This is a genomic window from Lacticaseibacillus hegangensis (genome assembly GCF_003946465.1).
Classification (GTDB): Bacteria; Bacillota; Bacilli; order Lactobacillales; family Lactobacillaceae; genus Lacticaseibacillus; species Lacticaseibacillus hegangensis.
Map to the genome: position 1 here is coordinate 1 of NZ_RHOL01000037.1, position 25,508 is coordinate 25,508.

Consider the following 25,508-nt stretch of genomic DNA (forward strand, 5'->3'; position numbering starts at 1 on the left):
TCGCAACGCTCCAAACGTTGCTTTCAGACCGGCCAGATGCGATTTCATGTCCCAAATACCGAGGTGAATAATCCAGGTGCTTTTGAGTTAGTTTTTGGCGTCCTGGCGAACCAGAATGTCGGCGATTATCTCTGCCAAGGTGTGCTTGGCCATGCTGGCTTCAGTATCGCGTTGAATGTCGGCGTATACGACATTCAGGGTGCCTTGAATATTGCCACCAACAATGCACAATGGGTTGGTTTTATCATCGATGTGTAACAGGTTTTGATTGTCCTCAACCGCCAGATAAACGTCGAGCAGAGTGATGTTTTCAGGGGACTTAGCCAGGGTCACCGCGACCTTGCCAGGTTGGCTATTGAGCAGGCCGGCCTTGACTAGTTTAGACATCATTTGCCGTACCATGCTTTGGTTGGCTTCCACGCTTGCGGCAATCGCAGCACTGGATAGGTCGCCGCCAGCATAAATCTGGACGTACGCCAAAATGTGGACGGCATCACTGAGTTTATGGGAAAATTTCATCGTTTATCCTGCTTTCAAAATGGCGGCCGCAGTGGCGGTGTTCCCCACCCGATGCTGGGGCAAGGAAACCAGGAGTCCTACGCTTCTGGGCGGTAGTTGCGCGTCAGGAAGACCGACATGCTTTCTGGCTTATCGCCAGTGATCTTCGCAAAATCGTCAGTGGCCTGGTCGAACAGACCCAGGGCGCCGGCGGCATACATGCTGGCGAGTTCTTCACCATCGCCTTCCGCCGCGTAAATTCGGCCGAATTCTGCCGTGGTCACGGGTTTATAGCCAATCTCATGACCGGTGACTTTGGTCATGATCCGTCCTAGTTCTGGCATGGTCAGGGCTTTTTCCTGGGTCAGCGTGTATATTTGGCCAGCATCGCGCAATTCCGGCTTTACGGCTAGGGTGGCAATTGCCTTGGCGCTGTCGTCCTGGGTGATAAAACTCATCGCCTGATCGCCGACGGGATAGATCAACGCCTGGCGCTCGATCAACTCCGGCAGATAAGGCACGAGCGGATCGGCGTACAGCGAGTTTTTCGCGACCGCATACTGGAGGCCGCTGGTGGCCAGCCTGCGTGGGGCGTAGGCGTAGTATGGTGACATTCTAAAAGGATTATTCTCCTGGTCGGCATAAAAACTGACGAACACGACAGATGGCACCTTCGCGAGTTCGAGCGCCTTGATTGAATTTTCAAATTCGGTGATTCGCTGTAAGACATCGTAGGTTTTGCTGGGAATGTAGAGGACGACGTCTTGACCAGAGAAAGCCTCACGCATGGTCTCGACGTTGAGGTAATCCAGAGCGACTGTGTTGATTCCTCGCTCGCTCAGGGCAGTGGCTTTTGCTGGGGTGTGTACAGCCGCGGTTAATGCGGACGCGCCGACCAGAGCGACCAACTGATCGATGACTTTGCGACCGAGATGTCCTGTAGCGCCAGTAATGAGATATTTCATGGATTGAGCCTCCTGGTGGAATGATTGGCTGACATGACCTGGTGTTTTTTTGTGATTAACCTGTTGCTTTAATAATAACAGCTAATAAACATTATGCAAGATTTTTTCCGAAACTTTTATATGTACAGTGGCATTTCGGTGGGGAAGTGCGATAGTCCACTAGTTCAGGGACCAGCATCTCTCCTGAAAACTGCGCGTGTTCCTCAGTTAGACACGCCTGTCACTGTCCACGATCCAGTGTCCACGTTTTGACATGAAACTGTATCCTCTTATCGCGCAGCAATTGTTTAATATTACCTTAAGAGAGTTGGAGGGTAAGGTATGCAAAAAGTAGTGGTTTGTGGGGACACTAGCGCGACGCAGGACGTCACCGCTAAACTGATTCAAAGCCGACTGCCGCTGGCGGTTTTACTGGACACACCGGCGACTGAACACGTTGGGCTGGACGGTTTGATCGCGCTGGCGGCGGTGAGCGAGAATGCCTTTCAAAAGGCCACGCCCAAGCAGCTGGCCGATGCGGATGTGCTGATCATCACCGATTTTGCCGAAGGGGCGGCAGAAACGGTGCAGGCAGCAAATTTGGCCGGCATGCGGCGCGAGTTGAAGGCGGCGATGGGCGCCGGGTTCAGCGGCCGCCTGCTGGTGGCGACCCAAGAAAGTGAGCTGTGCACCCATTTTGCGCAGCGCTTCTCCGGCTTAAAGGCGGACGCGGTGATGGGACTGGGCACGATGGGGCTGACCCGCTGCTTTGAGCACAGCCTGGCGCGCGAGTTTGACGTCCCGGCAGGTGCGGTCACGGCGTATGTGATCGGAACCCAGCCGGACTTCACCTTGCTGTGGAGTCGGGCCTACATTGGCGCGACTGCGGTGATGACGCTGCTGCAAGACGCAGACGACGCGTCCGGCATCATGACGCGCGTGCTGGCGGCCTGCCAGGCGTACGCGAAAGCGGCGGACGGCCACAGCTTGTGCGGTCTGGTCGAGCGGCTGCTGGCGGCCAACGCCGGTTCTGCCTTGATTGCCCCGGTGGCCGTGCGCTACGATAAAGGCGACCAGCCGCTGGTCTACTCGCGGCCGGTTCAAATCGATCGACGCGGCATCACCGCGGTGGCGAGCGTCACTGGGTCTGAGGCTGAGCAGCAAAGCTTGGCTGAAGCACTGACTCGCCTATCCGCGCAAATTGCCGCGATCGAAGCAGGAGAGAACTAAATTTGGAAGCCAATTATGAATACCCGCTGGACCTGGATTGGTCCAAAAGCGAGATGATCAAAGTCACGACGCTTTACACGTTGGTGGAAGACGCCTATGAAAAGGGGGTCGACCGCGCCAATTTGCTGGCCGCTTACGCCGGGTTCAAAGAGGTGGTGCCGGACAAGGGCACCGAGCGGCGGCTGGGCCGGGAGTTTGAACAGGCCTCTGGCTACTCGATTTACCGCGTGATGAAGGCGGCGCAGGCGACCACTGCTGGTCGGGTGCGCGTAAAGGAGGCAGCTCATGACGCTCGAGGCGCTCGCAGCAAACATTGAAGCCTGGCTGACCGAAGACCGGACGCGGATTCTGACGGCGATGCAAACACCAGTCAACGTGGCAACCAAAACCGGTCGCAATGACCTGGTCACCAACGTCGACGCGGCAAGTCAGCAGTTTCTGGTTGCGAAGATTCGCACCGCGTATCCGGACGCGAAAATCGAAGCCGAGGAAGGCACGGCGGCGAAAGTCGCTGACTTGACCGGCCTGGTCTTTTTTGTCGACCCGATCGATGGCACCATGAACTTCGTCAAGCAGCGGGCCAATTTCGCCGTGATGATTGGCGTGTACCAAGATGGCGTGCCGCTGTACGGGGCCATCCTGGACGTCATGCGCAACGAGCTGGTCACCGGCGGGCCAAACCTGCCGCCGATGCTGAACGGCCAGCCGGTCAGCCTGCCGCTTGACCGCTTGCTAAAAGATGGTCTGCTGGGCGCCAGTGGGCCGATGACGATTCACAACTATTTGAATCTCGGCGACATCGCGCTGGCCAGCTCCGGAGCGCGGATCTCCGGGTCCGCCGGCATGGAGTTTAAAGCCATCGCCCTGGGCCAGCTGGTGGGGTATGTGTCGTACCTGCAGCCCTGGGACATCGCCGCCGGCATGGCGATTGGCGCCGGATTCGGGCTCAAGTGCACGCGGCCAGACGGGTCGGCAATCCATCTGCTCAAGGCCGGCGTGGTGGTTGCCGCCATGCCGCAGGCGCACGCGGAGATCCTGCACCAGATGCCTGCCAAGTAATTTTCACGAACGCCTCGCATGACTTTTCAGAAAAGGTATCCGAGGCGCGTAGTTTGTGCTATACTCTTATTTCGAAGACTGTCTCAGAAGAGGCATGTTTTTTTATGCCAGAACCAGCGCCGAGTTGGTTGGCATTTTGCAGCCACACAAGGCCATTCTGAAAGGAAGTTAATTAATTTGAAGACTCGCGACGATATTCGCAACATTGCGATCATTGCCCACGTCGACCACGGTAAGACCACCTTGGTCAACGAAATGTTAAAGCAGTCCGACACGTTGCCGGAACACATGCAGATTGGGGACCGCGCGCTTGATTCCAACGCGATCGAAAAGGAACGCGGGATCACCATTCTGTCGAAGAACACGGCCGTTAAATATGGGGACACCACCATCAACATCGTGGACACCCCAGGGCACGCGGACTTCGGTGGCGAAGTGGAACGGATCATGAAAATGGTCGACGGGGTCCTCTTGGTCGTTGACGCGTTCGAAGGCACCATGCCGCAGACCCGCTTCGTTTTGAAAAAAGCCCTCGAGCAGCACCTGACGCCAATCGTGGTCATCAACAAGATCGACCGGCCAGGTGCGCGTCCTGCTGAAGTCGTTGACGAAGTCCTTGAATTATTCATCGAACTCGGCGCTGACGAAGACCAGCTCGAATTCCCAATCGTGTATGCATCAGCGTTGAACGGGACCTCCAGCTACTCGGACGACCCGGCCAACCAGGAACACACTATGAAGCCGCTGTTTGACACCATCCTCAAGACCATTCCGGCCCCGGAAGACACGTCCGACGAACCGCTGCAGTTCCAGGTTTCCATGCTGGACTACAACGACTACGTGGGCCGTATCGGGATCGGCCGCGTGTTCCGCGGCACGATTTCCGTTGGCGACAACGTCACGGTCATGAAGCTGGATGGTTCTCACAAGAACTTCCGCGTCACCAAGATGTTTGGGTTCTTCGGCCTCAAGCGGGTCGAGATCCAGACGGCTAAGTCCGGGGATCTGATCGCTGTTTCCGGGATGGATGACATCTACGTCGGCGAAACCGTTGCCGCCGCTGACCATCCGGAAGCTCTGCCGATTCTGCGGATCGATCCGCCGACGCTGCAAATGATGTTCATGCAAAACGATTCCCCGTTTGCCGGCCGCGAAGGCGACAAGGTCACCGCGCGCAAGCTCGAAGACCGCCTGAAGGCGCAGCTGCAGACCGACGTCTCGCTGCGGGTTGATGACACCGATAAAGCCGGCGCCTGGATGGTTTCCGGCCGTGGCGAACTTCACCTGTCCATTCTGGTTGAAGAAATGCGCCGTGACGGCTTTGAGCTTCAGCTCGGCCGCCCGGAAGTCATTTACCGCGAAATCGACGGCCAGACCATGGAGCCGTTTGAAGAAGTGCAGATCGACATTCCAAGCAAGTACACCGGCACCGTGATCGATGCGATGTCTCAGCGTAAGGGTGAGATGCAGGACATGTCTGATGAGGGCAATGGTCAGACCCGTCTGGTCTTCCTGACCCCATCCCGTGGCCTGATTGGTTACTCGACTGAATTCTTGTCTTCGACCGGCGGTTACGGCATCATGAACCACACGTTCGAGAAGTACATGCCGGTCGTTCGCAACTGGACGCCTGGCCGGGTCAACGGCGCGCTGGTGTCCATCAACGCCGGCACCGCGACGACTTACTCCCTGCAGAGCATTGAGGAACGCGGGCAGCTGTTTGTTGACGCCGGGACCGAAGTCTACGAAGGCATGATTGTCGGCATGAACAACCGCGAAACCGACATCGCCGTTAACGCGACGAAGGGGAAGAACTTGACCAACACCCGTGCGGCCGGGAAAGACCACGCGGCGGCCATCAAGACCCCGAAGAACATGAGCCTCGAAGAGTCGATCGAATTTTTGAACGACGACGAGCTCTGCGAAGTGACACCCAAGAGTGTTCGCTTGCGCAAAAAGATCTTGAACACTGGCGAGCGTCAAAAGGTCGCTAAGCGCAAGAAGATCGCCACGACCGACAAGAAATAACTTGTCCGAGTCGTTCACGAACCGTCATCACAACTCTGTGGTGACGGTTCTTTTTGGTTTTTTCAAAAAGATGTGACGAGCGGAAATTTGGGGGTTTCGGGAAGACTAAAATATCGCTATACTTACATATGAAGTTTTATCATAGACGTAGACTGTATTTGGGGAATCCTGAGAAGGGGAGGTGGCGTGATGGCAAAGTCATCCCGCAAAGAGCACCAAGTCATGTTCGCTGAAGAGGAGGCCGGCTCGAAAAGCCTGGACGAAATCAACGGCAGCATCGAGGTCCCAAAGAACGCCGGTTTCTGGAAAACCCTGCTGACCTACACCGGACCGGGGATCCTGATCGCGGTCGGCTACATGGATCCCGGCAACTGGATCACCTCGATTGCCGGGGGCGCGCAGTTCAAGTACACGCTGCTGACAGTGGTCCTGATCTCGAGCTTGACCGCGATGCTGCTGCAGGCAATGGCCGCCAGGCTGGGCATCGTCACCGGTAAGGATCTGGCGCAGCTCACCCGCGAGCGCACCGGCAAGGTCACTGGGTTCATCTTATGGATCATCACCGAGCTGGCCATCATGGCGACCGATGTGGCGGAGATCATCGGGTCGGCGATCGCGTTGGAGCTGCTGTTCAAGATCCCGCTAATTGTCGGCATCATCGTCACGTCGGCCGACGTGCTGATCCTGCTGCTGCTGATGCGCCTCGGGTTTCGGAAAATCGAGGCCATTGTCGCGGTGCTGGTCGCCGTGATCCTGATGGTCTTCACATACGAAGTGCTGCTGTCCCAGCCTGATGTCGGGCAGATGCTGCAAGGCTACATTCCGTCGCCGACCATTTTGACGAACCGCTCCGAGCTGTACCTGGCTTTGGGGATCGTCGGGGCGACCGTCATGCCGCACGACCTGTACCTGGGGTCGTCGATCTCGCAAACGCGCGCGGTCGACCGCAAGGATCCGAAGGCGGTACACCGGGCCATTCGCTTCAGCACCATCGATTCCAACATTCAGCTGAGTATCGCGTTCGTGGTCAACTCGCTGCTGCTGATTTTAGGGGCGGCGCTGTTCTTCGGCACCAATTCCGACCTGGGCCGCTTCGTCGATCTGTTCAACGCCTTGCAGGACAGCAAGGTCGTCGGCGCAATCGCCAGCCCGGTCCTGTCGATGCTGTTCGCCGTGGCGCTGCTAGCGTCCGGCCAAAGCTCGACCATTACTGGCACGCTGGCCGGCCAGATCATCATGGAAGGGTTCATCCGGCTGAAGATGCCGCTGTGGGCTCAGCGCCTGTTGACTCGCCTGCTGTCGGTCACCCCGGTGCTGATTTTCGCCATTATCTACAAGGGTAACGAGGCCAAAATTGAAGGCCTGTTGACCTTCTCGCAGGTGTTCCTGTCCGTGGCGCTGCCGTTTGCGGTCGTGCCGCTGGTCTCATACACCTCCAACGAGGAGCTGATGGGCGAGTTCAAGAACCGCGCCTGGGTCAAATACGCCGCGTGGTTTGTCACGATTGTCTTGATCATTTTGAACATCTGGCTGATCTTGCAGACCTTCGGCATTAAAATTTAAATTCAAAGTCGTCCAAACATTGGGCGACTTTTTTGTTGACTTCTTGTTGTTAACGGGGTATCTTGACATCGTAGGTTAGTTACTAAACTAATTAACTAAATAACCGGAAGGAGGCGGCCCATGAAATTCGATGCAAGCAGCGTCGTGCCGCTGTACCAGCAAATTGCCGACGAGTTCACGGCGGGGATTCTGAGCGGCGCGTTCGCTGAGGACACGCAGATCCCGTCGACGACTGAAGTGGCGAAGACCTACGCCATCAATCCGGCCACCGTGCTCAAGGGGATGAACGTTTTGGTCGATTTGGGCCTGATCGAGAAGCGGCGGGGCATCGGCATGTTCGTGGTGCCAGGGGCCCAGGCTAAGATCAAGGCGAAGCGCAAGCACGATTTTTACGCCGAGCGCATCGCGGACCTGGTTGCGGCCGCCAAGGCGTTAGATATTGGCAAGGCGGAACTGATCGCCGCAGTAGAAGAGGGGTATGGGGCATGAGCAAGTTAGAGTTTAAGCAGGTCACGCGCAACTTCGGCGCCAAAAAGGTGCTGCGGGGCGTCAACATGACTTGGGAGGCCGGCCAGCTGTATGGATTGCTGGGCCGCAATGGCGCGGGCAAGAGCACGCTGATGAAAATCGTCAACAACCGCCTCTTCCCGACGGCCGGCAAGGTGCTCTTGGACGGCAAAAGCGTCACCGAAAACGGCGACGCCCAAAATCGCATTTTCCTGATGAGCGCGGCGATGCTGTACCCAGGCGATAGCCGGATCGCGCAGCTGTTCACGCTGACGCGGGAAATGTACGGGAGCTTCGATGACCAGCTGGCCGCTCACCTAGTCAAGGCCTTTGGGCTGGATCCGCACCAGCGGTTCCGCAAGCTGTCGACCGGGTACCGCACCATCGCCAAGCTGATCATCGCGCTGTGCGTGCCGTGCGAGTTCGTGATGCTGGATGAGCCGGTGCTGGGGCTGGACGCGAATAACCGGGAGATTTTCTACCAGGAGCTGGCCGACACCTTTGCCAGCAAGCCGCGGACGTTCATCATCGCGTCGCACCTGATCGAGGAAATTGAAAATCTGGTCACGCATGTGTTTGTGCTGGATGGCGGGACCATCACCTTGGATGAAGACGTCGCTGATTTGACCGCCAAGGGCCGCGTGGTCACCGGACCGACGGCACTGGTCTATGAGTGGCTCGGCGGCACCTGCACGCTGCGCGAAGTGCCGCTGGGCGGCATGCTGACGGCATACACGCTGGATGCTCCGCTGGAAAAGCCGGTGCCGGCAGGCGTCACAGTCGGCGGGATGGATCTCCAGCAGATGTACCTGGAGCTGACCCGCGATGGGGGTGGCGCTGATGACGAGTAAATTTCAGGCGATGCTGAAAGTGCAGCTGCAGATGATGAGTATCGTTATGATTGGCGGCCTGTTTGGCTGGGGCGTGCTGGTGGTGATGAGTTTTCTCGGCGACACGTCTGACGCCAACGGCTGGTCTGGCGAGTTTATTGGCCTGTATATCGCCGCAATTTTGGGTTATTTTGCCACGCCATGGGCGCTGGGGTCGGCGTTTCAAAACGGCGTCAGTCGCAAGCTTTATTTGCAAACTGCAGCAGTCGGGCTGGTGGCTTGTTCCGCTGTTCTGGCGGGGCTCGTCACCTTGGTCAGTCTCATTCCGCTGTTCAACGGTACGGGCAGTTTTCTGGCTTCTGTTTATCACCTGACTGGGCCAACTGGGGTACTCATGAGCGTCTTGTTGCGGCTAATGGCGTATTTGGCATTTTCGGCGCTTGGGGCTGCACTCGGTTTCCTTAGCCTGCCACTCAGCGGAAAAGTGAGATTTGCGCTGGTGTTTGGCATCTATGGGTTGATGGTTTTGCCGGGGTTGGCCTTGGTCCTGATCATGCTGGCACTGCCGGATCTGGCCACCGATTCAGGCGTGCTGCAGTTCTTGCTGGCGCTGATTGGGCTGCCGCTGCACGGGGCGCCTCAGCCGCTGCTCCTGCTCTTGATCTTCACGGTGCTGGCGGTCGGTTTTGGGTATTTAGCGACGCGCTTGGGCCGCCGCGCCGAACTCAACGACCGGGTTTAGGAGGGAAAAGTGATGAAAAAACGTGTCATGTTAAAAATGCAGCTCCTGGACCTGGCGAAACCGTTTCTCATCTTTGCCGTAGTGATGCTGGGGCTTAGTTTTCTCTTTGTGGTCGCCATCAACGCCTTGGTCGGCGCGAAGATGGATTGGAATCAGCCCTTCGGCAACACCATGATCGTGCCGACTGGCATGTTCACCATCGTAGCGAGTATGATCCTGACCCCCAAATGGCTGCGTCTGGCCGCTCAGTTCGGGATTCCGCGTTGGCAGCAATTTTGGACCCAGGTGACCGGCTGGCTGTGCTATGGGCTGTTTGGATTTGCGTTTGACTGGCTGATCATGACCATCTTTGGGGTGCCAATGCTGTTCATCAAGGAGCTCGGGTACTCCGGTGCGTACACGCCGGTCGCATGGGTCGCCAACGCGCTGTTTATTGTGCTGGTGTTCGCGGCACTTGGCGGCATTGGGATGTTTTTCAATGTGCTGATGCAGCGGGTGGACAGGGTAAAGGCAGCCCTGACGCTCTGCGGAGTGATCTTCGCCGTTGCGCTGGCCTGGTTCCCAGTCGGCAGGCTGATTGCCCCTTCCGACAGCGACGCGGCGGCGCTGACTCGGCACTTGGCTAGCGGGTCCCTGACCCAGACGTTGCCGGCTGCTCAGGCCAACCCGTTTTTGATCGTGGCAGCGGCGCTCTTGGTCTTCGCCGTGATTTTCGGGGTGACCGCGTTGGGGATGCGCCGCATGACCGTGGCTGAGCAGTAGGCAAGGCGAATTGTTTGCCTCTGGACCAGTCCGCGCGTAAAGTGAGCGCGAAAGGGGTGGTTTAGATGTTAGACGTGAAGAACAGTATCGATAACCTGGCGTGGACCACCACGCATCACCTGGCCCACATTCAGAATCAGCACCCGTTCATGCGCCGGTGGGCGGTGCAGTTTGAACTCGCGTACACCGATTTTCGGGTGATTCAAATGGCACTGCAACTGGACGGTCAGCACCACGAGCTGCTGGCGGATTTCAGCCAAACGTACGAGACCATTCACAACTATGAGTTTGCCTTTGCCGGCGACGGGCTGGAAGGGTTCAACCAGCAGTACGGCGGCGAACTGGACGAGTACGCGAGCGTCGTCGACCATTTCGAAGACTTGATCGATCAGATTCGTGACATAGAGCCATAAGTTTTACGACGTGGAAGCTGAGGCTTTGCGTAATCTGTGAACACAGGATGAAGCACCACCGGGCGTGCTAAGGAATCCACAGATGTATAAGACTAGCTGACTAATGATTATCCTAATCAAGATTGGCTGGTATTACATTTTCTCAATCGCGAGCACTACTAGAAATGAAAGGATGACCCGATTACAATTCGGGCCAGCCTTTTTGCTACTAGATATTCGTATTTCAGGTGCAGCTACTCAATAATTTCAGTTTCGATGCACTTGGCAATCTCCGCGGTGCGCTCCGCCGTCATTACTGTCTGAGGCATGTGTTCATAATAGTCTTTAAAACTGGCTAAGCTAGAGAAGCCATCCGGTTCAGTGACATTGTGCCCGGTGAATTCTTCGTCATCGGCGTTCTTAGTGTCGTCATCGCCGTCAAGCCGGCCATTTAAATCGACAATTGTGTTGGCATTCGACTGGGGGTACACATACAACACAAAGCCATGAACAAACGGGGGAATCTGCAAGTGGCCCTTCAAAAACTTGTGTAGTTTGGCCATTGTAGTTTTCACTTGCTGTGCAGGGTCGTGCCAGTTTGCATAGCCTTCGAGTGGCTCATCAGACTTAGCCACCAGCGTGAATAATTCTGAAGAATTCAGGTTGCGGATAGTACCAGGCAGTGAATCTTTGATGATCGGCCAAAATGCGGCGCACTCTCGCCTGAGCTGGGTGAGGGTAATCTCGTGATAAATTGTACCGCTCCAGTACTTGGTCTCGAGAACAAACAGCCCGCGGTGACTCAGCAATAGATGATCAATCTGCCGATTCGGCTCGCCGTCATTGAGGCTGAGGAACAAGTTGGCGTATAGTTTAATGCCGTCTTCGGGATACTGCTCCTGCAAGGCTCGTGCCATCTTGTAGGTTTCGTATTCTCCGCGGTTGGTGTATTGACGTTCTTGCATCTGAATAACCTTCTTCCAGTTCCGTGAGACTCCATCACTCTACATTCAACTAATTGTCATTTATATTATTTGAAAGGCCCGATTCTGGTACCTCGTAAATTGTCGTATAGGTTGCTTTTTCCATATCAATGGACGTTTGTTGATTATAATCCACGACAGTCACATCTTTTTCACGGGGAATCTTGTGGTGCTCAATCAGATCCTTCATGAAATCTTTGGTTTCATCCGTATCAAAATTGTAGGATAACTCAATCTTTTGATTATCGCTAGAGACCTTGGGGACTTGTGTAGGGTCATCAGTTTCTTTTAGACCAAATGTGACTTTAACGTGTTCGTGCAGAACTGTGTCAAATTCAATCACAATCTTATCAGTTAACAGTTTATTTACTACTTGTTCACGGGGCACTGCGCTGTCATAGAGACCATACTTGTCGTTGGCATTTATGCCTTTCTGTTGTTCAAATGTGTCCATTTTTTTAAACATGTCCCCGGTAAGAATAATATTGTTCTTCCCAGGTTCTAGGAAAGGAATGTATAGCTTTCGGTTTGCCCCCGTGCCTTTATTGAAACATATACAAACGTGGTGGATAGGCTCGCCATACAGTAGTCTAAGTTCAAAAAGTTCAATACTTTCTTTCCGTGTTTTATTTAAGTAATCGACATACGAGCTGATATTTGTTGTGTCAATCTCGCTGTTATCTCGATTAAATTTTTGTAATCCCGTCGAGCTAATGAACAGCCTATCACCTGGTTGTATTCTGGGTGTCGAATCATTTCGTCTGTATGTTTTCGGGAAGAAATATAGCATCGGTCTGACTCGGTTGTATTCTCTTGCCTGCTGTATTTCATTTTCGCTTTGCTCTTGATCTCTTTGTCTCTTTCGTTCCTCCTCAAACTGTTTCTTTTGTCTCTCTTCTTCATCCTTCATTTGTTGTTCTACATCGGAGTGGGCGTGATTAGATTGGTAGATGACAAATCCGGCAGCGATTGTTGCTGCAATCGCCGAGCCACCAAAATTGGCAAAGAAGTCCAATCCATTTGCCCAAACTGGTGAGATGTTACCAAGGAAGCCGGCCCCTACGGCGAATAATATAACAGCGAGAATACTCCAACCACAATATCGCTTCCATTTATCCAAATCGAGATTATTCATTTGACATTCTTCCTTTCTAAATCAAAGTTTGTAGAGAGTTGGCCAACATACGAGGAGATGTTTTTCACTGATGTGAATTTGAAATTATGTGGATGAATCGGCTAAAAAGTGTAAAGAAATAGGCCAACCCTACATCGCTTTCTTCGCTATGCTTGCATTTCGTTACTAAAATGCAAGTACGTTGAAGAAAAAGCTTGTTTAACTGGGTTGGCCAACCTTTATTTAAAGCTTTATTTTGTATACGAGCTTAATATAGCGCGTTTCTAGATTCAAAACAATAACTGATTAGCCTTTTGAGTAGGACTTCGGACTTTTTCTCCGTTAAATGAATGTCGTGTAGAGATTCGTGCAATCGTAGGTGAAGGGCTCCACGAGCTATTCAAGTGGGGTACTGACCAAATAGGTTAGTCATATCAAACGGATTGATACAGAATCAAAATCGGGCAAAGTCATACTGTGGTTATTTTCATGTGACGATAAGGCCAAAGCGTGTTACGCTTACCGAGTTGGCTTTGAAATCTGCGAATGGGGGTTCATCATGGCAACTGAAGAAATGACGATCACACTGCCGGCTGATCTGGCAGCACAGGTAGCCGAAGAGGCGAAGACGCTCGACGGGGATGTTTCTGCCGTCGTGAAGTACGCACTGGAACAGTACCTGGAAGAGCAGAAAAAGGCGCGCGCGTTTGCCCTGGAAGACGACTGCAACGACTAAATCAACCACCCCTGAATCAATTCGGGGGCTTGCGGGGGCAGAAGCCCAATCACTTCCTTGCCGCAATTTCCGCAGATACGGTCTGCGCGCCAGCCAAGTGGCCAGTGTTGGCAAACTAATTCCTGCCGCTTTAACGTCCCCAGGTTGCCATAGGGACTTGGCGCACTTCGTCTTAGTCCCATGGGCACCGGAGGGCCATAGGGACTTGGTGTGCAATTAAGCGATCACGGCGAGGCCTTTACTCAAGATATTCTGGGCAGCATTCCAGTCACGCATATGATGTTGGCTGCATCGTGGGCAGTCCCACTCTCGCTGGGCAAGTGTCAATTTGCGAGTATCCGCCGTGCCCATCACAAAACCGCAGTCGTGGCAGGTTTGCGTGGTGTTTCTGGGATCAACGGTGATGAACCTCTTGTCGTGCAATTGCGCTTTATACGCTAGCATTGCCAGAAATTGCCGCCAACCAACGTCACTGATGCTCATGGCTAATGCATGATTTTTTAAGAGGTTCTTGCTGCGCAGTTCTTCAGCAGCGACCAAGTCGTGGTTCTTGACGAGTGCCGTGCTAAGCTGGTGCAAGAAGTTCTTGCGTTGGTTAGCTACACGCTGGTGAATTTGGGCAACAAGCAGACGCTGTCTTTGGTAATTCTTAGCTTGGGACAGTGGCCGTTGTTCTTGCTTGGCCCGGTGCGCACGCCGCGAAAGCTTGTGCTGAGCTCTCGCGAGTTTGCCGGTAATCTGCCGATAGTAATGTGGGTTGGCGACGGTGTTGCCATTCGAGTCGGTCAAGAAGTTGTCAAGGTTTAAGTCGATGCCGATCTGAGAACCGTTCTTAGAACTTGGCGTCACAAATGGTTGTGTCGAGCCGAGCTGAAACGAAACGAAATAAGCACCAGTGGCATCCATGGTAACAGTCGTAGTCCCGATACGAGTATTCTCTGTACGCGCAAAAAGCCACTTCGGCAGACCAGCGAAACGCAGGCGGCCAATCTTGCCAAGCGTGAGATGATGGCGATCTAACAGTCGTACCGAACCATTAGTCATCGTCGGCTGTCCCTTGTTAGCTTGATAATGATTCGAAGTTTGATAAGACTGTCGGGCACTGCGCTTGTGAAACTGCGGAAATCCAGAGCGATGAACCTGCCTAAAGTTTTTCCAAGCTGCGCGGTAGTTTTTGATTGCATTGGCCTTCATATCGGCGTCAAAATCAGGATGATTCAGCCAACCGTGAATATTACTGATCCCTGTAGCTGGACGTTTCAAACGCTCTTGTAGTGTGGCAATGCGTTGGATGACAAGGCCGATAGGACACTTCGTCTGACGCAAAGCAAACAACTCGCGATTCATCGCCACCATCTCGTTGTAGACGAAACGGCTGGCATCACTGTTACGCTTGATCAGGCGTTTTTGTTCGGTAGAGGGATAGACCCGGACGCGAACCCCAAAGTGATACGGGAGTTCCGCCATGGATAACGCATTGGGTGTAGGCATAATGGCACCTCCGTTAGGTACTTAATTATACCGAACACACGTTCTTGACGTCAATACACAGTCTGTTACTTTCAGTGCTTATCAGCGACTTGTTTTCCTCTCCTGATTGAAATCAGGAGATTCCAGCATCGGTCATATTGAACACTATTTGCTTGCAGATGGCATACAGGCCTTTTGTTGGTTGAGAAGCTAGGACAATCAAAAAGCTATGTTCGACCGCACATCACTCCGGGGCCAAGCAAGGTTTCGTCATCAATTGTTATGATCACCGGTAAATGGGTCTGCGAAGCTTTCGTAATCATCAGTGCTAATATCAATCTTCCACTCGCCCTAGATCTTCACCAGTTCGATCTCGTTGCCGTAATCCGAAGAGGTTGGCTTGAGTACGTCCCGACTTTATCGAAGCTGGTTACGAAGAACTCTTTGGTTGAAGTGTCATGTTCATCGGCGCTGTATTTGCATTCCGTATCCTTGTCCATGAAGTCCATGAAATCGGAGGTCAAATTGTCTAATGCGTTGCTTATATCAGTGAGACTATAGACTGTCGGAGTCACTTCAATCTTGAACTTGGTCGGGTAGGCGTATTTGACCTGGTACTTGGCTGCTCAGCTTTGACATTTGCCACCTGCAGTTGGCTCAATAGTTTGTTAAAGGTGTCATCAGTTAGTGGTGCATCCAGGACGTCCTTTTCCAGGAAGCTGCCCAGCGAACTGGTATAATCCGTGCGCGCTTGCTGATGTTTTTGGCCACCAGACAGTTATAATGCGCGTCCTTCAAAGCCCATGAATAAGTCTTCAACATTTTCTCACCATCGCCGGTCCGGTCGACGTACTTACCGGCGTTAACGTTCAGCTCGGTTTTCATCATGTTCTTACCGTTAATGCTGCTAGGTTCAAATTCTTGGGTATAGTTGGTCTTTAGCTTGACCTATCACATAGTTTTTGGCCTTTTCGACTTTGTTCAATTGTTCGTCATCGAGGACTTTAAAGCTCTCGTTGTCGGAATCATCGATGTATAAAGTTTTAATTTTGGAGCCGTCCTTGATCTTCAGGCTGAAGTTGTCGGACTAAGATTCCTCCTTGTGCCTTAGGTTTAAGGCAAGGGATTTGTAGCCATTTGTCGCATGCGCATTCTCTGGAATGATATAAGTGCCAAAAACGAGCCTGACACTATTATCGCCGGTGCTCGTCGACGTGGCGGAGCTCGCGTTTTTTACCTCCAGGTCGTTGTCTCCCCAATAAGGCAAACGCTTTAACCTTGTTCACACTTTAACAAGTTTAGAGAAGATTGCAAAACATCAACAAGAACGAGTTTGTTAAATTTATAGGTTATTTGTCAAATACCGTTACCGCAGGCAGCCCATTCAGTGGGCCGCCTGTTATTTGGCTGGGCCCTTGAAAGCATGCTAATGCCGCGACGCCTGGGAAATCCCGTGCACCAAAAAGGCGTCCCCAAGGCTCAAGAGAGTCTCAGGGACGCCTGAATCAATTGGCTTTGAGCTAGTGCAACTCGTCCCATGGGTCCAGCGGAATCGGCTCGGTTTGCGTGGCGGCCAGGATCTCCGGTGTCAGCAGGTCCTTGCGAATCGCGACCTCGTAAGCGTACTGTTCAAACCAGCTCTGGTCGGCGACGTAATAGCCGTCGTTGCCGCGGTCCTTACCCCAGGAGTTCTCGACCTTCCAGCGGGTCGGCTGGCCATTGTCGTCCAGGTCGACGCCGGTGAGGGTCATCGCGTGGGTAACTTCGGCCTGCCGAGTGGCGAAGCGGTCGGCCACCCCCAGCTTCATGTCAAAGCCGAAGAGGGTCGAGTAATCGTACAGACCACCGGTCAGGGTGCCGGTGTCGCGGTCGACGTCTTGGCCGACATCATTGCCGAACCAAACGGCCTCGCCGGCTTTCAGCTGCTTGATCGCCAGCTGTGCCAGCTGGTCTGCCGGCACATTGACGAAGGTGATCGGCCGGCCGCCAACGACAGTGTTTTGACTTGGCAGGCTGTAGGCTTGGAAGTACTGCTTGGTGTCGCGTGGGTCGGCAACCAGGTTCACATACTGCCCCAGATTCCAGCCCACATATTTGGCGTAGAATTCTTTCGGCGTCAGGCCGCGGTCGGCGTGGAAGTTCTTTTTGTCGTCGCGGTACTCGAAGTCAAAGGTGGCCGGCGGGTTGCCGTAAGCGTATGCCACAATGCGGTAAATGGCGCTAAGGTTGTCATCCTTGATGGCCTCGAGCGCGTCCTGATCTTTGCCGGCCTTGGCCGCCTGCTGGAGCTCGCTGGCCGCTTTGCGCAGCTTGAGGTTCAGCACCGCGTTGATTTGACCGGTGGCGGAGCTGTTGAACGTTTCTGGCATGACAGACTTAGGCACGATGCCGTATTTTTCAATCAGCGCCGGGGCGTTGTCGAACTGGCCGCCGTCGCCGTTGGGCTGCTGCAGCAAGGTCGCCAGCTTGCGGTCTTCCGTCGGAGAGGCAGTGGGGTCGGCGATCACCTGCTCGAGAAACAGGTTGGACTTTTCGATGCGGTCGTAGAAGGCCAGGTAGGCCTGGGACAGCTCGAGGTCCTTGATGCCGAACTTCTCGCCGGCAAAATGGCGCATGGTGTTCAGCTCGGAGAACATCCAGCAGCGACCGGACTGCTTCTGATTGGTGACCTTGCCAGTGTCCAGCTCAATGGAAAAGGCGGGCTTTGCGGCCTTGTCGTTCAGCGTGCCGCGGCTGGCTGCTTGCGGGCCGACATTTTGCACGGCCTTGGCCAGTACCTGGGCGCCAGGCTGGTCGACAAAGTCCTTTTGGTACTGGTCGATCTGATCAAATGAGATTGCTTTTGCCAAATTATTCACTCCTCATTGCAATATATGGAACCAGTCTACCGCTTTTCTTAACGAGAGGGAACAACTTTATGAGAGAAAAATGAAAGACTCTTGCCTGATTTTAAGTTTTGCCCGGGAATTTTGGCCCGGTCTCCCGCCGGCCTGACCACTGCCGGTCCCGGTGCCTTTCAGCTATGATATAATAATGTCAACTTTGCCGCGAAAGGGCGATCCCGTTGCTGAAAAAGCTGCATTACCTGGATTATAAAATTTTAGTGCCGTACCTCGTCCTGAGCGCGATCGGGGTCGTGATGGTTTATTCGGCCAGCGCGTACTGGATTCAGACCCAGTATCACTGGGCCGATAACGCGGTGATGATCAAACAGCTCCTGTTTGTGATCGCCGGCTTGCTGCTGGCGCTGTTTTTCTTCTACTTCAAGCTCAGCGTGTTCCGCCACCCGCGGGTGCAGCTGCTGCTGTGGGCGGTCCTGTTCCTCGGGCTGCTTTACCTGTTGTTTGTCGGCCGGTCGATCAACGGCGCGGCGGCGTGGATCCCGGTTGGCCCGATCAACATTCAGCCAACCGAGTTTGCCAAGCTGATCATCATTTTCTACCTGGCTTACATGTTCAGCCAGCGCCAGGACAACATGCGCCGGCCCGACTTTTCCATTAAAGAGCTGGTCAAGCCGCTGATCTTGGTGGGCCTGGGTATCTTTCTGGTGCTGGTCGAACCGGACACCGGCGGCGCGATCATCATCACCGGCATCACGCTGATGATGCTCTGTGCAAGTGGCATTTCCCTGGGGTGGGGCACCGGCTTCTTCGCCGGGCTGGCCCTGCTGGTTGGCAGCCTGTATTATGTTTTCGCCAACGTCAAGCTGCCGCACTGGTTGACCAAGCACTACCAGATTCAGCGCCTGACGGCCGCCATTCACCCGTTTCAGGAAAGCAAAACGGTCGGTAATCAGGTCGTCAATTCACTGCTGGCCATCAACCACGGCGGCCTGTTTGGGGTCGGCCTGGGCAACGGCACCCAAAAGTTAGGCTACCTGCCTGAGCCGTACACTGACTTTATCTTGGCGGTCATCGCTGAAGAACTCGGGCTGGTCGGCGCGGCGATCGTGATTGGCCTGATTTATTACCTGATCGCCCACATTTATCGCATCGGGATTCGCTCAAAAAGCGCGTACCGGTCACTGATCAGTTACGGCATTGCGACCATGATGCTGATTCAAACCACATTTAACGTGGGTGCAGTCACCGGTATGCTGCCAGTCACCGGGGTCACGCTGCCGTTTGTTTCATACGGTGGGTCCTCGATGCTGGTCCTCAGCATTGCGATGGGGGTCATGCTCAATATTTCCGCGATGGATAAGCAGGCGTTGGCCCGCAAACAGGCCGGCAAACAGAGCAAGTGAAAGGAAGCACGCACATGCGTAAAGTCTTAGTAGCTAACCGCGGCGAAATCGCGGTGCGGATCTTTCGGGCAAGCGAAGAGTTGGGGCTAAAAACCGTCGGCATCTACGCCAAGGAAGACGAGCTGACCATTCACCGGTTCAAGGCCCAGGAAAGCTACCAGGTCGGGGCCGGCAAGGGGCCAATCGAGGCCTACCTGGACATGGAAGACATCATTCGCATCGCCAAGGAGTCCGGGGCTGACGCCATCCATCCCGGCTACGGGCTGCTGTCGGAAAATGCTGAGTTTGCGCGGCGCGTTGAAGCGGCCGGGCTGACGTTTGTTGGCCCGCGCCCGGAGCTGCTGGACATGTTTGGTGATAAGGTTGCGGCCAAGCGGGCGGCGGTCAAGGCCGGCCTGCAGACGATTCCGGGGATGACCGAGCCGACCCGCGATTTTAATGAGATCGTCGCGTTCACCGAAAAGCACGGCTTCCCGATCATGCTAAAGGCGGCGTCTGGTGGCGGCGGCAAGGGCATGCGCATTGTCCACTCCGAAAAAGAGCTCAAGGACGTCTACCAGAACGCCGTGTCCGAGGCCGTGGCCAGTTTTGGCGACGATCGCATGTATGTTGAGCGCTACCTGAAAGATGCTAAGCACATCGAGGTGCAAATTCTCGGCGACCACAACGGCAACCTGATTCATCTGTTCGAGCGCGACTGCTCGGTCCAGCGCCGTAACCAAAAGGTGATCGAAATCGCGCCGGCGGTTGGGCTGGCGCCTGAGTTGCGCGCGCAGATCTGCGATGCCGCGGTGGCGCTGATGAAGAGTGTCAATTACGACAACGCCGCCACCGTCGAGTTTTTGGTCGAAGGGGACCAGTTCTACTTCATCGAGGTCAACCCGCGGGTGCAGGTCGAGCACACCATTACTGAGCTGATCACCGATGTTGACATCGTCCAGGCCCAGATGCGCATTGCCGCTGGCGAGGACCTGTTCAAGGACATCGGCATCCCGCAGCAAAAAGACATCACCACGCGCGGGGCAGCGATTCAGTGCCGCATCACGACCGAAGACCCCAGCAACCACTTCATGCCGGACACCGGCACCATCACGACCTACCGCAGTCCCGGTGGCAACGGCGTGCGGCTGGACGTCGGCAACGCTTATGCCGGCGCGGTCGTCAGTCCTTACTACGATTCGCTGCTGGTCAAAACGTCGGTTCACTCCGGCTCGTTTCTTGGCGCCGTGGCCAAAATGACGCGCGCGCTGAAGGAATTTCGCATCAGCGGCGTGAAGACCAACCTGGCTTTTTTGCTGAACGTCCTGGAAACGCCAACGTTCCGCTCTGGCAGTGCGACGACGACCTTCATTGATGAGACGCCTTCGCTGTTCAAGCTGCGCCCGGTGGAAAGCCGCACCACGCAGCTGATGACCTACATCGGTCAAACCACGGTCAACGGCTTCCCCGGGGTGCACCAGCACCGCGAAAAGCTGCTGGCGGATTTTGACTACCAGCCGAGGTTTAAGCCTACTGCGCCGCAAACCGACCTGGTCGCCATGCTGCACGATCAAGGCGCCGATGCGGTCACCAAGTGGCTGTCGGCGCAAAAGCGGGTACTGCTGACCGACACCACGCTGCGCGACGGGCACCAAAGCCTGTTCGCGACCCGGATGCGCACGCGCGATATGCTGCGAGTGGCGCAGGACTTCAGCAATGCGCTGCCGAACCTTTTTTCCGCGGAAATGTGGGGCGGGGCGACGTTTGATGTCGCGTACCGTTTCCTGAACGAATCGCCGTGGCTCCGGTTGGATCAGCTGCGCAAACTAATGCCGCACACGCTGCTGCAGATGCTGTTTCGCGGCAGCAACGCGGTGGGTTACCAGAACTACCCAGACAATGTCATTAAGAAATTCATCCAAGTCGCTGCGGACCGCGGCATTGATGTGTTCCGTATTTTCGATTCCCTCAACTGGGTGCCGCAGCTGACGCATTCGATCGACGCGGTGCGCGAAACCGGCAAGCTGGCCGAAGGGACGATGTGCTACACCGGCGATATTCTGGCCGATAGTCACCCGAAGTACTCACTGGCCTATTATGTCGACCTTTCCAAGCAGCTGGTCGACGCCGGCGCCAACATTTTGGCGATTAAGGACATGGCCGGGCTGCTGAAGCCGGAAGCCGCGTACGAGCTGGTGGCCGCGCTGAAGGATGCGGTCGACGTGCCGATTCACCTGCACACGCACGACACCACCGGTAACGGCGTGGCGACGTACGTGCAGGCGGTCAACGCCGGCGTGGATGTGGTCGATGTTGCCCAGTCCGCCTTTTCCGGCACGACCAGCCAGCCGAGCATGGAAAGTCTGTACTACGCGCTGGCCAACAACGACCGGCAGCCGGACCTTGATGTGCAAGGCGCCGAAAAGCTGAACCAGTACTTCGAACAGGTCCGCCCGTACTACCAGGACTTTGCCAACGGCGTGACCGGGCCTTTGACCGACATTTACACGGTGCAAATGCCCGGTGGCCAGTACAGCAACCTGAAGCAGCAGGCCGAGTCGATGGACATCACCGACTTTGAGGCCGTCAAGCAAATGTACGCGCAGGTCAACGAAATGTTCGGCGACATCGTCAAGGTGACGCCGTCGTCCAAGGTGGTCGGCGACATGGCGCTGTTCATGCTGCAGAATCACCTGACCCCGCAGGACGTGCTGGACCGCGGCGAGACCATCGATTTTCCGGCCAGCGTGGTCGACTTCTTCAAGGGCGACCTCGGCCAGCCGGTCGGCGGTTTTCCGGTAGCACTGCAGGCCAAGATCCTCAAGGGGGAAAAGCCGCTGACCCAGCGCCCAGGTGCTTTGGCCAAGCCGGTCGACTTTGCCGCCGTGCGCCAGCAGCTGGTTGAAAAGGGCCTGCCGCACCCAACGGACGCGCAGGTCCTCTCCGCCATTTTGTACCCCGAAGTGTACGCGACTTACCTGAAAAACCGCCTGAAGTTCGGCCCCATCACCGCGCTGGACAGTCAGACGTACTTTCAGGGCATGCGCATTGGCGAACGCATCAGCGTCGACGTACGGCCTGGGCTCCAGGTCGTGATGCAGCTCGATGCGATTTCGCCGGCTGATGCGGCGGGCAAGCGCACCTTGTACTTCACGGTCAACGGGCAAAAGCGTGAGGTCCAGATCCTGGACGAATCCGCTCAGCACACAGTGGCCACGAAGCGCCAGGCCGAACCGACCGACCGGAACCAAATCGGCGCGCCGATGGGCGGCCGGCTGGTCGGCATCGAGGTCAAGGAAGGTCAGCAGGTCGAAAAGGGCGACGCGCTTTTTGTCACCTCGGCCATGAAAATGGAAACCACGGTGCACGCGCCGTTTGCCGGCACCATCACGCACCTGTACGCCGGCGTTGGCGACTTGGTGGAAACTGGCGAACTGCTGGCCAAACTGAAGCCGCTGGCGCAGAACTGATTTTGTGAGGAGGAATTGCATGCTTGAGGTCACCAAACGCCAAGGCCTAGTGGTTTGGGTGTATTCACTCAAACAAATGAAGGCCTTGCGTCATTACGGCACGATTCTTTACGCGTCGCGCCGCATGAAATATGTCTATTTGTACCTGGATATGGACAAAATCGACGACACCATGGCCAAGCTTAAGAAACTTCGCTTCGTCAAGGCGGTCGAAAAGTCCCAGCGGCCGTTCATCGCCACCGAGTACTCCGGGGACACCAGCCTGTCGGCCCTCGAGGATGACCAGGACGATGACGCGCCCAAGAGGTACCGCGATGCGCGTCATTAGCGGGGAATTTCGCGGCCGGCGCCTGGCCGCCGTGCCCGGCGCCAACACGCGCCCGACGGCGGACAAGGTCAAAGAGTCCATGTTCAACATGCTCGGACCCTACTTTGACGGGGGTGACGCCTTAGACTTGTACGCCGGCACCGGCGCTCTCGGCATCGAGGCCGTGTCGCGCGGGATGGCGTCGGCCACGCTGGTCGACAAGGCGTACCCGGCCATCAAGGTGATCAAGGAAAACGTCGGCCAGCTGCCACACCCAGAGCGCTTCACGGTGCTGAAAAGTCCGGTGGACCGCGCGCTGAAAACGTTCGACGAAGCGGGCCGGCAGTTCGACCTGATCATGGCCGACCCCCCATACGCCAAGCAGGAGGCGCTGGCCCAGCTGGCGCTGATCTTGGAACTGCACCTGCTGGCCCCTGGGGGCACGGTGATGTTTGAAACGGGGATGGACGTGGTTTATCCCGACGTGATTCCTGGCTATGAAAAGGTGCGCCGCCAGACTTACGGCGTGGCCCAGGTCCTAATTTTGAAGCAAAGCGAGGCAGAGTAGATGGTCAAAGCAATTTTTCCCGGGAGTTTTGATCCCTTCACCAATGGTCACCTCGACACTGTGACCCGCGCGGCTAAGATGTTCGATACGGTCGTGGTCGCGGTGATGACCAACACCTCTAAGCGCCCGCTGTTCACCGGCGCGGAAAAAGTGGCGCTGATCAAAGCAGCCACGGCGGACCTGGCTAACGTCGAAGTGGTGGCGGCGCCGTCGATGCTGACAGTTAAATTCGCCCAGCAAATCGGTGCCACCGTGCTGGTGCGTGGCGTGCGCTCCGGCAAGGACCTCGATTACGAGCAGGACATTGCCGAGATGAACCAGGTGCTGTCACCGCAGTTGGAAACTGTGCTGCTGCTGGCGGACAAGCGCTACCGGTTCTTATCGTCGAGTTTGATCAAGGAAGTCGCCACGTTCGGCGGCGATGTCAGTTCGCTTTTGCCGGCGAACGTGAACGCCGCCGTGATGGCCAAGTTAGGTGATGCGCATGAGCAAGCAAAGAAAAACTAGTCGCAAACGTCGTTGGGGGCTCATTGGGGGACTGGTTGCCGCGCTGGTAGTGGCTGCCGGTCTCTTGTTTTACCCCACCAACTACTACGCCGAGGTGCCCGGCTCGGCCGAGTCGCTGAAGCCGTACGTGACGGTTGAAGGTAAGAAGGACACGGAAAAAGGGGCCTACATGCTGACCACGGTCGGCGTGGTCGGCCCGGCCTCGCCGGCGCTGCTCCTGTGGGCGAAGCTGCAGCCTTATTCTGAGATCATGTCCAAGCAGGAGCTGATGGGTGACGACGATTCCAAAGCCTATGATTTTCTGCAGGAACAGTATATTAAAAGCGCCGCCAACAACGCGGTCCAGGCCGCCTTCAAAGCGGCGGGCAAGCCGGCCAAAATGCGCCACCTCGGTATCTACGTGATGTCGCTGGTCAAAGGGTCGCCGTTTAAGGGCAAACTCCAGGTGGGCGACACCATCACCGCGCTGGACGGCAAGCGCTACACCACGGCTAACCAGTACATTAAAGAAATTCAGTCACGCAAGATTGGCTCCAAGCTCACGCTGACTTTCACACGGAAGGGCAAGGTGCACACGGCGACGGCCAAGCTGATGAAGCTGCCTGGCACCAACAAGGCCGGCATCGGCATTGAGCTGACCGAGCACACGACCATCAGCACAACGCCGAAGGTCAAGATCGACGCTGGCCAGATTGGCGGCCCAAGCGCTGGCCTGATGTTTGCGGTCCAGGTCTACACCGAACTGACCAGTCAGCACTTCCGCCACGGCCAGAAAATCGCCGGTACCGGCACCATCGACGGCGACGGCAACGTTGGTCAAATCGGCGGCATCGACAAAAAGGTCTACATGGCGGACAAGGAAGGCGCCAAGGTCTTCTTTGCCCCGGACCAGCCGGCCACCAAGCAGATCCGCAAGCTCGACCCGAGTTACGAAAATAATTACGCCGTGGCCGCCCGCACCGCCAAGCAGATCAAGACCAAAATGAAAATCGTCCCGGTCAAGACGCTACAGGATGCACTGGATTACCTGCGCACCCATTAACTGATTGAGTCGTCGCGTTTTGCGGCGGCTTTTTCGTTGCAGTTGTTTCTCCCGCAGCAGTTGGCTATGATTAAAGCAGTGCGAGAAAACAGTGAAATCACGAGGAGGAAACATGACAGACAAACCACGGATTCAAGATGATCTCTACATGGCCGTCAACGGCGACTGGCAGGAAAAAACGGTGATCCCGCCTGACAAGGCCATGGTCAGTGCCGACTCCGACCTGACTGATAACATTCGCGCCAAGCTGGTCAAAGATCTGACCGCACTGGCTAACGGCGAGCAGACGACCGATGACGCGGCGCTGCAGTACGCCGCCAAGTTCTACGTGAAAGCCAGCGACAAGGCGGCCCGCGACGCACTGGGAATCGCGCCAATTTTGCCGCGCCTGAAGCATCTGGAGGCGCTCAAAACCTTGGCCGATTACAAGGCTGCGCTGCCGGAATTGGTTCAACCTGGATTATTCATAGAATTTCAAAAAAGCAGCGCAATCCCACGATTCACACGGGACTGCGCTGCTTTGGTGTTTCA

General features: G+C 55.5%; 24 protein-coding genes and 1 pseudogene. 18 read left to right on the plus strand and 7 right to left on the minus strand.

Annotation, left to right across the window (positions count from 1 at the left end):
* Window positions 1–87: 87 nt before the first annotated feature.
* Complete coding sequence (locus tag EKM86_RS10505; protein ID WP_125757764.1) at window positions 88–519, minus strand: Rrf2 family transcriptional regulator; 432 nt, start codon at window positions 517–519, stop codon at window positions 88–90.
* A gap of 77 nt (window positions 520–596) precedes the next feature.
* Window positions 597–1,463: an SDR family oxidoreductase gene (locus EKM86_RS10510; protein WP_125757766.1), complete on the minus strand. Its 867-nt coding sequence runs from the start codon at window positions 1,461–1,463 to the stop codon at window positions 597–599.
* A 321-nt stretch (window positions 1,464–1,784) separates the two neighbouring features.
* Between EKM86_RS10510 and EKM86_RS10515 the strand changes: the two genes are divergently transcribed.
* The 10 genes from EKM86_RS10515 to EKM86_RS10560 all read left to right on the plus strand — a co-directional run bounded on the left by EKM86_RS10515 (window position 1,785) and on the right by EKM86_RS10560 (window position 10,576).
* Window positions 1,785–2,672: a Rossmann-fold NAD(P)-binding domain-containing protein gene (locus tag EKM86_RS10515; RefSeq protein ID WP_125757768.1), complete on the plus strand. Its 888-nt coding sequence runs from the start codon at window positions 1,785–1,787 to the stop codon at window positions 2,670–2,672.
* Between the two features lie 2 nt (window positions 2,673–2,674).
* Window positions 2,675–2,989, plus strand: a complete 315-nt coding sequence (locus EKM86_RS10520; RefSeq protein WP_125757770.1) for a UPF0223 family protein — start codon at window positions 2,675–2,677, stop codon at window positions 2,987–2,989.
* On the plus strand, window positions 2,958–3,731 hold the full coding sequence (locus tag EKM86_RS10525) for an inositol monophosphatase family protein (RefSeq protein WP_125757772.1): 774 nt from the start codon (window positions 2,958–2,960) through the stop codon (window positions 3,729–3,731). The genes EKM86_RS10520 and EKM86_RS10525 overlap by 32 nt, the downstream gene beginning before the upstream one ends.
* A gap of 177 nt (window positions 3,732–3,908) precedes the next feature.
* Window positions 3,909–5,759: a translational GTPase TypA gene (typA, locus tag EKM86_RS10530; RefSeq protein ID WP_125757774.1), complete on the plus strand. Its 1,851-nt coding sequence runs from the start codon at window positions 3,909–3,911 to the stop codon at window positions 5,757–5,759.
* 189 nt (window positions 5,760–5,948) lie between these two features.
* Window positions 5,949–7,322: an Nramp family divalent metal transporter gene (locus EKM86_RS10535; protein ID WP_125757777.1), complete on the plus strand. Its 1,374-nt coding sequence runs from the start codon at window positions 5,949–5,951 to the stop codon at window positions 7,320–7,322.
* Window positions 7,323–7,442: 120 nt separating this feature from the next.
* Window positions 7,443–7,811: a GntR family transcriptional regulator gene (locus EKM86_RS10540; protein ID WP_125757779.1), complete on the plus strand. Its 369-nt coding sequence runs from the start codon at window positions 7,443–7,445 to the stop codon at window positions 7,809–7,811.
* Entirely contained in the window at window positions 7,808–8,680 is an 873-nt protein-coding gene (locus EKM86_RS10545) for an ATP-binding cassette domain-containing protein (RefSeq protein WP_125757781.1), read from the plus strand. The genes EKM86_RS10540 and EKM86_RS10545 overlap by 4 nt, the downstream gene beginning before the upstream one ends.
* Window positions 8,670–9,401 (plus strand): hypothetical protein, encoded by a 732-nt coding sequence (locus EKM86_RS10550; protein WP_125757783.1) that lies wholly within the window; start codon window positions 8,670–8,672, stop codon window positions 9,399–9,401. The genes EKM86_RS10545 and EKM86_RS10550 overlap by 11 nt, the downstream gene beginning before the upstream one ends.
* Before the next feature lie 12 nt (window positions 9,402–9,413).
* Window positions 9,414–10,163, plus strand: a complete 750-nt coding sequence (locus EKM86_RS10555) for a hypothetical protein (protein ID WP_125757785.1) — start codon at window positions 9,414–9,416, stop codon at window positions 10,161–10,163.
* Between the two features lie 65 nt (window positions 10,164–10,228).
* Window positions 10,229–10,576: a hypothetical protein gene (locus EKM86_RS10560; protein WP_125757786.1), complete on the plus strand. Its 348-nt coding sequence runs from the start codon at window positions 10,229–10,231 to the stop codon at window positions 10,574–10,576.
* Window positions 10,577–10,809: 233 nt separating this feature from the next.
* On the opposite strand, the gene EKM86_RS10565 is transcribed toward EKM86_RS10560, so the two are convergent.
* Window positions 10,810–11,520, minus strand: a complete 711-nt coding sequence (locus tag EKM86_RS10565; RefSeq protein WP_125757788.1) for a nuclease-related domain-containing protein — start codon at window positions 11,518–11,520, stop codon at window positions 10,810–10,812.
* 49 nt (window positions 11,521–11,569) lie between these two features.
* Window positions 11,570–12,673 (minus strand): hypothetical protein, encoded by a 1,104-nt coding sequence (locus tag EKM86_RS10570; RefSeq protein ID WP_125757790.1) that lies wholly within the window; start codon window positions 12,671–12,673, stop codon window positions 11,570–11,572.
* 538 nt (window positions 12,674–13,211) lie between these two features.
* Between EKM86_RS10570 and EKM86_RS10575 the strand changes: the two genes are divergently transcribed.
* The gene (locus tag EKM86_RS10575) at window positions 13,212–13,388 is read left to right on the plus strand and encodes a ribbon-helix-helix protein, CopG family (protein ID WP_125757792.1); all 177 of its coding nucleotides are present in this window, start codon (window positions 13,212–13,214) and stop codon (window positions 13,386–13,388) included.
* A 216-nt stretch (window positions 13,389–13,604) separates the two neighbouring features.
* On the opposite strand, the gene EKM86_RS10580 is transcribed toward EKM86_RS10575, so the two are convergent.
* The 3 genes from EKM86_RS10580 to EKM86_RS10590 all read right to left on the minus strand — a co-directional run bounded on the left by EKM86_RS10580 (window position 13,605) and on the right by EKM86_RS10590 (window position 17,707).
* Window positions 13,605–14,879 carry an RNA-guided endonuclease InsQ/TnpB family protein gene (locus EKM86_RS10580; RefSeq protein WP_125757794.1) on the minus strand — a complete coding sequence of 425 codons (1,275 nt, stop codon included), beginning with the start codon at window positions 14,877–14,879 and terminating at the stop codon, window positions 13,605–13,607.
* Window positions 14,880–15,542: 663 nt separating this feature from the next.
* On the minus strand, window positions 15,543–15,746 hold the full coding sequence (locus tag EKM86_RS10585) for a hypothetical protein (protein WP_125757796.1): 204 nt from the start codon (window positions 15,744–15,746) through the stop codon (window positions 15,543–15,545).
* 632 nt (window positions 15,747–16,378) lie between these two features.
* Complete coding sequence (locus EKM86_RS10590; protein ID WP_225419405.1) at window positions 16,379–17,707, minus strand: C1 family peptidase; 1,329 nt, start codon at window positions 17,705–17,707, stop codon at window positions 16,379–16,381.
* A 218-nt stretch (window positions 17,708–17,925) separates the two neighbouring features.
* On the opposite strand from EKM86_RS10590, the gene EKM86_RS10595 reads away from it, so the two are divergent.
* From EKM86_RS10595 to EKM86_RS10625, 7 genes and pseudogenes are all read left to right on the plus strand, one after another.
* Complete coding sequence (locus EKM86_RS10595) at window positions 17,926–19,104, plus strand: FtsW/RodA/SpoVE family cell cycle protein (RefSeq protein WP_125757808.1); 1,179 nt, start codon at window positions 17,926–17,928, stop codon at window positions 19,102–19,104.
* Between the two features lie 14 nt (window positions 19,105–19,118).
* Window positions 19,119–22,553 carry a pyruvate carboxylase gene (locus EKM86_RS10600; RefSeq protein WP_125757798.1) on the plus strand — a complete coding sequence of 1,145 codons (3,435 nt, stop codon included), beginning with the start codon at window positions 19,119–19,121 and terminating at the stop codon, window positions 22,551–22,553.
* A 19-nt stretch (window positions 22,554–22,572) separates the two neighbouring features.
* Entirely contained in the window at window positions 22,573–22,881 is a 309-nt protein-coding gene (locus EKM86_RS10605; protein ID WP_125757800.1) for a YlbG family protein, read from the plus strand.
* Window positions 22,868–23,428: a 16S rRNA (guanine(966)-N(2))-methyltransferase RsmD gene (gene rsmD / locus EKM86_RS10610; protein ID WP_125757802.1), complete on the plus strand. Its 561-nt coding sequence runs from the start codon at window positions 22,868–22,870 to the stop codon at window positions 23,426–23,428. Before EKM86_RS10605 ends, rsmD begins: the two co-directional genes overlap by 14 nt.
* Entirely contained in the window at window positions 23,429–23,935 is a 507-nt protein-coding gene (gene coaD / locus EKM86_RS10615; protein ID WP_125757804.1) for a pantetheine-phosphate adenylyltransferase, read from the plus strand. It abuts the gene before it with no gap.
* Window positions 23,913–24,977: a SepM family pheromone-processing serine protease gene (locus EKM86_RS10620; RefSeq protein WP_318530648.1), complete on the plus strand. Its 1,065-nt coding sequence runs from the start codon at window positions 23,913–23,915 to the stop codon at window positions 24,975–24,977. The genes coaD and EKM86_RS10620 overlap by 23 nt, the downstream gene beginning before the upstream one ends.
* Before the next feature lie 112 nt (window positions 24,978–25,089).
* Window positions 25,090–25,508, plus strand: a pseudogene (locus tag EKM86_RS10625) (hypothetical protein); the annotation flags it as partial.